Raw genomic sequence first — 7,484 nt, forward strand, 5'->3', positions numbered from 1 at the left:
ATAAAAAAAAGGGTAATTCTTAGCAAGAATTACCCTTTATTAATGTTTTTTTTAAAACTATTTACATTCGTCTAGTGCTTGAGCAAAAGACAAAATGCTTTCTAGATTATTTTTAAATTCTTTTTTCTCTACACGATCAAGAAGTGGTTGACAACCTTCAGCAAGTTCTGCAAATCGTTTTTTGGGACCTAACATCCAAGATGCAGATGCGTTAGATTTACCTTCAGATTCGTTGCTGGCTTTTATAATAATTTCTCCATTAAAATATTGATAAACAGCCATTTTTTTACCTGTATACATTTCTTTAACAAATTTTTTGCTTGCTCCAGAAAGAGTAACACCACCATTTTCTGTTGATACTTTAAAAGCTACCGTTGCAAATTCCTCTCCATTACTCAAAATTAATTTATTAACTTCATTTGCTTTGAAACTTCTTTCAGAGAATTTTCCTTGAAAATCTTTAACAGTAACCATTACTGCATCGCTTAAATTTAATCCTCTACTTTTGGGCATATAACCTGTAACGGTATCTTTTTTAATCGTCAATATATATGCTAAAGTATAGTTTGGATCTGTTTCAATACTATAAGGAGCAGATTGTGAGTAGGAAGTATTAGAATTATAAACCTGTTGTTGAGGCACAGCTTCTTCAAAGATAAAGTTTTTGGTATCTACAGGAAAATGTCTCGTTTTTATTTTATTAATGTTTAATAAAGCTAAATTATTATCATTTTCTTTAACCATAGTTTTTCCATCACCAGGATCGTAATCATTAGTGATTAAAATGTTAGCCCATTCATTAGATTTTGCAGGTTGATCTAAATAATAATATATTTTGGCTAAATTATAGTAAGCACTGTAACGTATTTTTCTATCTGCTTTAGAATCGGTTGTGTATTTATTAGGCAAAGATTTGAAATAATTGATTGGTTCTTCTAATTCTTTTTCAAAAGTATCAAATGGCTCAGCAAAGTTCATTTTATCAAAAACAGTTTTTGCTTGTAAATAAGCATTATTTTCTGCTGCTTGCTCTGGATGTTTCTTGTTGGCTAATATCCAAAATTGATCTTTACCAGATTTTACTGGATATCCAAATTCATTATTCAATTCGTTGTTAAGTCTGTTAACTACTTCATTTAAGTAATTGTTGATGATAGAACTTTGAAGCGAATACTGGCTGTTTTGTGCTTGCGAATACACTTCAGTTTCGGTTCCCTTAATTGTATTAGAACCAATAAAACTTATGATTTTATTAATTTTCCCATCACCACTTACCACTTTCGCATTTCCTTGTTGGCTGTAAGAAACCATAGGAGTATAGTAATATTTCGTTGTACTAATACCGTTTCTATCTTTGCTATTAACCGTTCTAGTAACCACCTCTTTTTTAGTTACAACTGGGTTTTGCAACATAACTTCAACATTCATGTAGCCATTTTTCTCTCTCTTTTCTAAACCTGATATAGTTACTTGATTTTCAATAAAATACTTTGATTTATTGTATAAAAGTGAACGATCAAAGGAAATTAAAAACGAATAGTTTCTGTTTTTATTTTCTAAAATTGGCTTTGTAGGAAGTTGTACATAAGAGTAATTTACTTCAAGTGGGTCTAAGTCAGTAGATTGAGAATAGAAGCTCCAAGACGCAAGCATTAAAAGTGCTAAAAAAACTTTTTTCATAATAATTAAAAATTTGTACAAATATATAAATTCTTAATTAACTACATGTTAAAGAAAGATTTACTTACTAAATTTTGTTTTCATTTTAAAAATAAGTTTAAAATAAAAGACATAAAAAAAGCTCAGATTTGTATCAGAGCTTTTGTTTTCTGTGACCTCGACTGGAGCACAACTTATGTATCTGCATACAATGTAAAAATATAAAATCCTTTTATTTATAGTGCTTAACAATTTTTTTAGTTCATCCAAGTTTATTGAAATTCGGTTAAATTCGCATTTCGTTGACTAAATGTTGACTAATTAAGTATATTTGTTTTGATTAAACAAGTATCAAAATATAATGTCTAAGATAAAATATTTACTTCAAAGTAAAAGCGAAGGCTGTCAACAGGAGGGAAAGGCCTTTTTAAATACGATGTGCTCCTGCCTATAAAGCAATTTAAAATCGTTGCTTTTCCTGATAAGTGAGAAATACAAAGGGTGGCTAAATAAAACGACCGAGTTAAACGGATTTGGTTTTAAAATATAAGTAAATAATTGGCTTGAAAATTCGTGTTATGAAAACGGAACTGATTTAGCAGATGTTTATTTTGTTTCATTAAATCTCGAATCTTAAAATTAATTGAAACATTTAAAAATTCAACCATTATTTAATAATTTCTTTTTCAATAAACAATTGCAATTCAATTGCAATTGTCTAAATAAATCATTGCAATTCCATTGCAATGCTACACAATCCCTGTAAAATAAGGGTATACTAATATCTAACAACCATTGCAATACCATTACAACCATTGCAATACTATTGCAACCATTGCAATTATTGTCAATATTTTCAGTTAGTTAAAATTTAAAACTCACACTTGCAAGAATATATCTATTAATCAAGTTATGAGAAGAAACTGTTTTGGAAAAATCTGTAATAAATGTTGTCTCAAAAGTTTTATTGTTAGTTAAATTCCTTCCTACTATAGAGTAATCTATTTTTTTGTTTTTTGATGTAAAAGTTATTTCGGTATCAATAAAAGTATAGCTGTTTTTAATAGATAAATCTGGAATTATGCAGTGCAAAGTGAATGATGCTTTTACATTATCATCCAATTTATATACACTTTTAAAACTTTCTTTAAAGCTGTTGAAACTATTTTTATCTGTTTCTGTTAAATAGGTCGAATTATTATAGGTAAGAATATTTTCTAAAAATACTTTTTTCATAAGTTTTTTTCTTGCAATTAATTCAAAATATAAATTTCTGCTTTCAACATCCCTAACTTCTGAATTATTGATTATATCTTTATCAAATGATAAACTAAAATTTGTATCCATATGAAAAGTAGTTTTAATAAAATCTAAATATTTTTCACCTGAAAAATTAAGTGATAAATCTTGATTCCCAATATTAGCAAGAAATTTGCTAGTTATTGAACTGTATGTATTTATTAGAGTATTTGAAAAGTAGTTATTTTCTTTTTTGTTGTAAAAAAAAGCAACTGAAAAATTATTCAAATTAATAAAATCATTATAACTATAGTTAATAGAAAAGCTGTGAGTTTTAACAAAATCTAATGTAACTTCATTGTTTTGAAAGTTTCTATAACCATTTAAAACTATTCCTTCAAATAAATTATCTTCATCGGGTAGAATTTTATTGTAGGTATAGCTAGTTAGTATGTTTGATTTATTAGAAAACTTATATAAAACCTTTATTAATGGAGTAAGAACTAAGTTATTACTATTGGTATTTTTATTTCTGATTTTATCATCCAATTGTAAATTGAAATATTGAGAACCTAACCCAAATTTAAAACTAATTTTTTCCATTGAATAAACCAAAGTAGATTCGGCAAAAGGAAAATAATATTTGTAATTAGTATTGTTTTTAAAGTCTGAATTATTGACAATAACACCATTTTCATTTACATAAGTTAAATCTGAATTATAATTATTATTAATAGAAGAATATCCTAATTTTAGATTATATTTCAATTTATTTATTTTACCTATTAGTTCTACTTTAAAATATAAATTTGATTTATCAAACCTGCTTCTTTGTAAATTTGATATTATGTTTTCTGCAGGATCAATAGAAATACCCGGAGTCAAATTGTAATTTTGCGGGGCTTGACTTTTTGAAAATAAAACAGAAGATATTAATGCTTTACTATCATCAATTTTTTTTGTTAGATTAAAGCTGTGTTTGGTAAAAAAAGAGTTAGTTGAAACTTGATTGTTTTGAAGTATATTATTATTTATGGAATTGCTACTATATTCAATATTTTGAATATTTATTTTTCCAACATATTCCCAGTTAAGATTTTTGTTTTTGTTACTTAATAATTGAAATCCTCCATTAAAGATTTTCGGAGACTTTGTTAAACTTTCACTTGTTGTATATGAAAAAGACTCATTATTTGCCAAAAAATCTGTTGAACTATTATTTTGTCTAATTAATTTATCATTATAAAATGAAAAATTTGATTTCAATATTAGTTTTTTATTGATTTTAAATAAAGTGTTTATGCTTGAAAAAAAGTTGTTATTTATTCTGTGAAATTTATTATCAAGATTTGAAAAGAAACTTCCTTGTTTAATAAGTTCTTTTGCTAATAAGTCACTTTCATTAATAGATTCTACTAATAAAATTTCAGATTGAAAATCATACGGAGAATTGTTAATTCCAATGTTGTTATAACTAGAAATTCCAAAAGCTTTAGTTTTATTATTTATTAATAGTCCCGTAACCTTAGTTTCGTATCGATTCTCAATACCGTAACCAATTGTCGAATTGCCCGAGTAATCAGTCTTTCCTTTTTTTAACTTTAAATTTAAAGCCACATCATCACTCTGTTTAATACCTTTTAACAATGAGTTTTCATTGTAATCTTCTATGACTTCAACTTTGTCTAATATTTCTACATTTATATTCTTTGAACCAATCGAATATTGATAATCAAATAAATCATCACCATCCAATAACAATTTTTTTATACTTTTTCCTCTGAATTTAATCTCACCATTATCTTCAACTTTTACTCCGGGCAGTTTTTTTAGCAAATCCTCAACTACTCTTTCTGTTCCATCTTTATATTTATTTGGGTCAAAAACAATGGTATCTTTTTTTACACTTGCGTGCTTTAATTTATCTCTAATTAAAACTTCTTTCAATAATGTTGTCTTTGGTGATAGTTCAAAATCTAATGATGTGATTTTTTTTTCTTTACCAATGTAAATGATTTTTTGAGATGATTCATAATTAAATGAATTAGCTTCAACAACAATACTATCAACATCAACATTAAAAAAAAGGGAATAGTTCCCTTCTTCATTGGTATTAGTATATTGAATAATTAAATCTGAATTGATTTTTTTTATTAAAACATTAGCATAAGGAACTGGTTGATTGTTTTCAGTTACTTTACCCGTTATTGTTTGTTGTGAGAAGGAAACTAATATGTGAAATAAAAAAAAAGTTACAATATAAATTTTAAATCTCATTCTTTAGTAAAAGATTCAATATATCTATTTGGAACACTAATTGACAAACCATCTTCTAAAGTATGATTAGAAACTTTTTCAAAATATTTTTTATAAAAAGAAATAAAATCTGTCCATTTTTTATTGTCTATATTTATGAAAGGATTTACAATATCACCTTCGTCATATAAAAGTTCAGTTGCGACAATTGATACAGCTCCGTCCGTAGATTGAACTTCCAATATTAAACCTGGTAAACCATCAAATTTAAAGGGTCCATTAGATATTGGAATATCTTTTAAAAAATAAGCTTTATATTCTCTACCCCTAAAACTTCCAACAGCTTCTTGACAAATATATGATAATACATATTTAGTATTTTTAGTTATTGTCCAGTTGATTTTATAATTATCGTCTTTAATTATTTGTTTCATACCATAACTTCTGTCTTGAAGAATAGTTTTATTTTTTAAATCTTTATAATATGTAAATTTATATTTATAATCAATTGTTGAAATAGTTCCTAAATTTACCATATCCACAATAGTATCTAGTGGGGTTTCAGTATATAAACTTTCCTTATTATTTGTTACTAATTCACCTTTATCGTATAGAATACAACCATTTTCATCTTTATCATCTAAGGTTAGTGATTTGTAGGTTACGACTATTTTATCGTTTTGTGAAAAACAAATTTTTGTTAAAAATAACAATAAAAACATTAAGCAATTTTTCATTTTTTAATATGTTAATATCCTTTCTTATTTCTAAATAGAAAGAAGAAAGGATTAATTTATAATTTTTCTATGGTGCTAAAAGAACTTTTAAAGCTGCATTAGCTGCAGTTTGAGCTTTGCTACAGGCAGCTCCCAAATCAATAACAGCATCTCCTGTACTATCAACACAAGCTCTAATAGAAGCAGTCTGTCCTGTTTCTGGATCACTAGCACCTCGTCTACAACATACTTGTGTAACGGCATCAGAACTCTTAGCATTTTCTTCTTCCATAGCAATTGTATTTGCCATTGAAATTCCATTAAACGCTACAAGCGCTAATGCTGTAAAAAATAATAATTAATGGTTAATAAATGATTTGTTTTTTTAATCTTACTCGTTAATTTTTTTAGCCATGTGCACTTGGCTTTTGTTAAACGATATAAGAATAGTTTTATTATATCAAATATATATAAAACATTATTTAAACATATTAATTTAATAGTAATTTTTTTGAACTAAGTACAATACAATCTTTAGGAAATCAAGAAAAAGAAGTGAAACATTATTTTCACAACAATTTGAACAGTTCAGAATTAGAAACAATTATGCTAAAACTTATGAAGGTTTAAAATTAGCAAAAATATAGCATTATCATTGGTTCAATATATTAATATATTCATTTTTGATAGATCCCCAATAATAAAATCAAACAATTTGATTATACACAACGAATTAATATTATGTCAAAATTAAGAGATTCAAATAAAATTTTAATAGAAAAAAGTACCTAATTTAAATTTCAACTGTATGTAACAATGGAGATTATTTTGATGAAATTAAAAAGGTTTTAATCTTCATTTTCGCAATTTTTGTTGACTAAAACCTTTGTTAAGTGCCTAAAATAGGCTTATTTTGTGACCTCGACTGGATTCAAACCAGTAACCTCTTGAGCCGTAATCAAGTGCGCTATTCAGTTGCGCCACGAGGCCTTTTTTGTGGGTGCAAATATAAGTATTACTATTGATTTTGCAAGAAAAAACTAAAATATTTTAATTAATTTTTTTAATTATTTAAAGATCTTTTAGTTACATAATAACGATAACCAATTAATGCCATTTGTAATTTTGATGCTTTTGAAATATCCAGTCGTTGCTTGGTTAAACTTGGTAAAATGAGTTTGTTTATTTTTGCTAAAATTTTATACATAGTATTATTATTTTTGCAAAAGTAAAAAAGACCGCTCAATTAGAGTGGTCTTTCATGTTTAATTGTATAATATTTTAACTTTTGAAGTTTAATTTCTATTTTTTGTTTCATTTTTTTCTCTTATAACTTCCAATTTTTCTTGATAAACTTCCATTTCTTTTTCGAATACTTCCATCTTTTTTTCAAAAACTTCCATTTCCTTTTCAAATGGTTTCATTTGTTCATCAATGTTAGCCATTTTTTCTGCGTAAGCTTCCATTTCTGGTTCAATTTCTTTCATTTTTACTTCAAATTCATTCATTTTTTTCTCAAATTTGTCCCATTCTTTTTTGTTTGTTATTGGTGAGCCACTTGGAGCTGTTGGTGCTTTAGGCATATTAGGTAACGATGCAATATTTACATTGATT

4 protein-coding genes, 1 tRNA gene and 2 pseudogenes are annotated in these 7,484 nt (G+C 26.2%); 1 reads left to right on the forward strand and 6 read right to left on the reverse strand.

Features of this window, described 5'->3' with window-relative positions; genetic code table 11:
* Positions 1 to 57: 57 nt before the first annotated feature.
* The 4 genes from ACH2CG_RS09840 to ACH2CG_RS09855 all read right to left on the reverse strand — a co-directional run bounded on the left by ACH2CG_RS09840 (position 58) and on the right by ACH2CG_RS09855 (position 6,180).
* Positions 58 to 1,680 carry a hypothetical protein gene (locus ACH2CG_RS09840; protein WP_395064676.1) on the reverse strand — a complete coding sequence of 541 codons (1,623 nt, stop codon included), beginning with the start codon at positions 1,678 to 1,680 and terminating at the stop codon, positions 58 to 60.
* Positions 1,681 to 2,523: 843 nt separating this feature from the next.
* Positions 2,524 to 5,175 (reverse strand): carboxypeptidase-like regulatory domain-containing protein, encoded by a 2,652-nt coding sequence (locus ACH2CG_RS09845; RefSeq protein WP_395064678.1) that lies wholly within the window; start codon positions 5,173 to 5,175, stop codon positions 2,524 to 2,526.
* Entirely contained in the window at positions 5,172 to 5,891 is a 720-nt protein-coding gene (locus ACH2CG_RS09850; RefSeq protein WP_395064680.1) for a GLPGLI family protein, read from the reverse strand. The genes ACH2CG_RS09845 and ACH2CG_RS09850 overlap by 4 nt, the downstream gene beginning before the upstream one ends.
* 67 nt (positions 5,892 to 5,958) lie before the next feature.
* Positions 5,959 to 6,180, reverse strand: coding sequence for a hypothetical protein (locus tag ACH2CG_RS09855; protein WP_395064682.1), 222 nt, complete (start codon positions 6,178 to 6,180; stop codon positions 5,959 to 5,961).
* A gap of 220 nt (positions 6,181 to 6,400) precedes the next feature.
* Between ACH2CG_RS09855 and ACH2CG_RS09860 the strand changes: the two are divergent.
* Positions 6,401 to 6,624, forward strand: a pseudogene (locus tag ACH2CG_RS09860) (hypothetical protein); the annotation flags it as partial.
* Positions 6,625 to 6,786: 162 nt separating this feature from the next.
* On the opposite strand, the gene ACH2CG_RS09865 reads toward ACH2CG_RS09860, so the two are convergent.
* Together ACH2CG_RS09865 and ACH2CG_RS09870 are read right to left on the reverse strand one after the other, a co-directional pair.
* Positions 6,787 to 6,860: transfer RNA gene (locus ACH2CG_RS09865), tRNA-Arg, on the reverse strand.
* Positions 6,861 to 7,165: 305 nt separating this feature from the next.
* A pseudogene (locus ACH2CG_RS09870) lies at positions 7,166 to 7,484 on the reverse strand (hypothetical protein); the annotation flags it as partial.

The organism is Flavobacterium sp., from assembly GCF_043778725.1.
In the GTDB taxonomy this organism is placed as follows: Bacteria; Bacteroidota; Bacteroidia; order Flavobacteriales; family Flavobacteriaceae; genus Flavobacterium.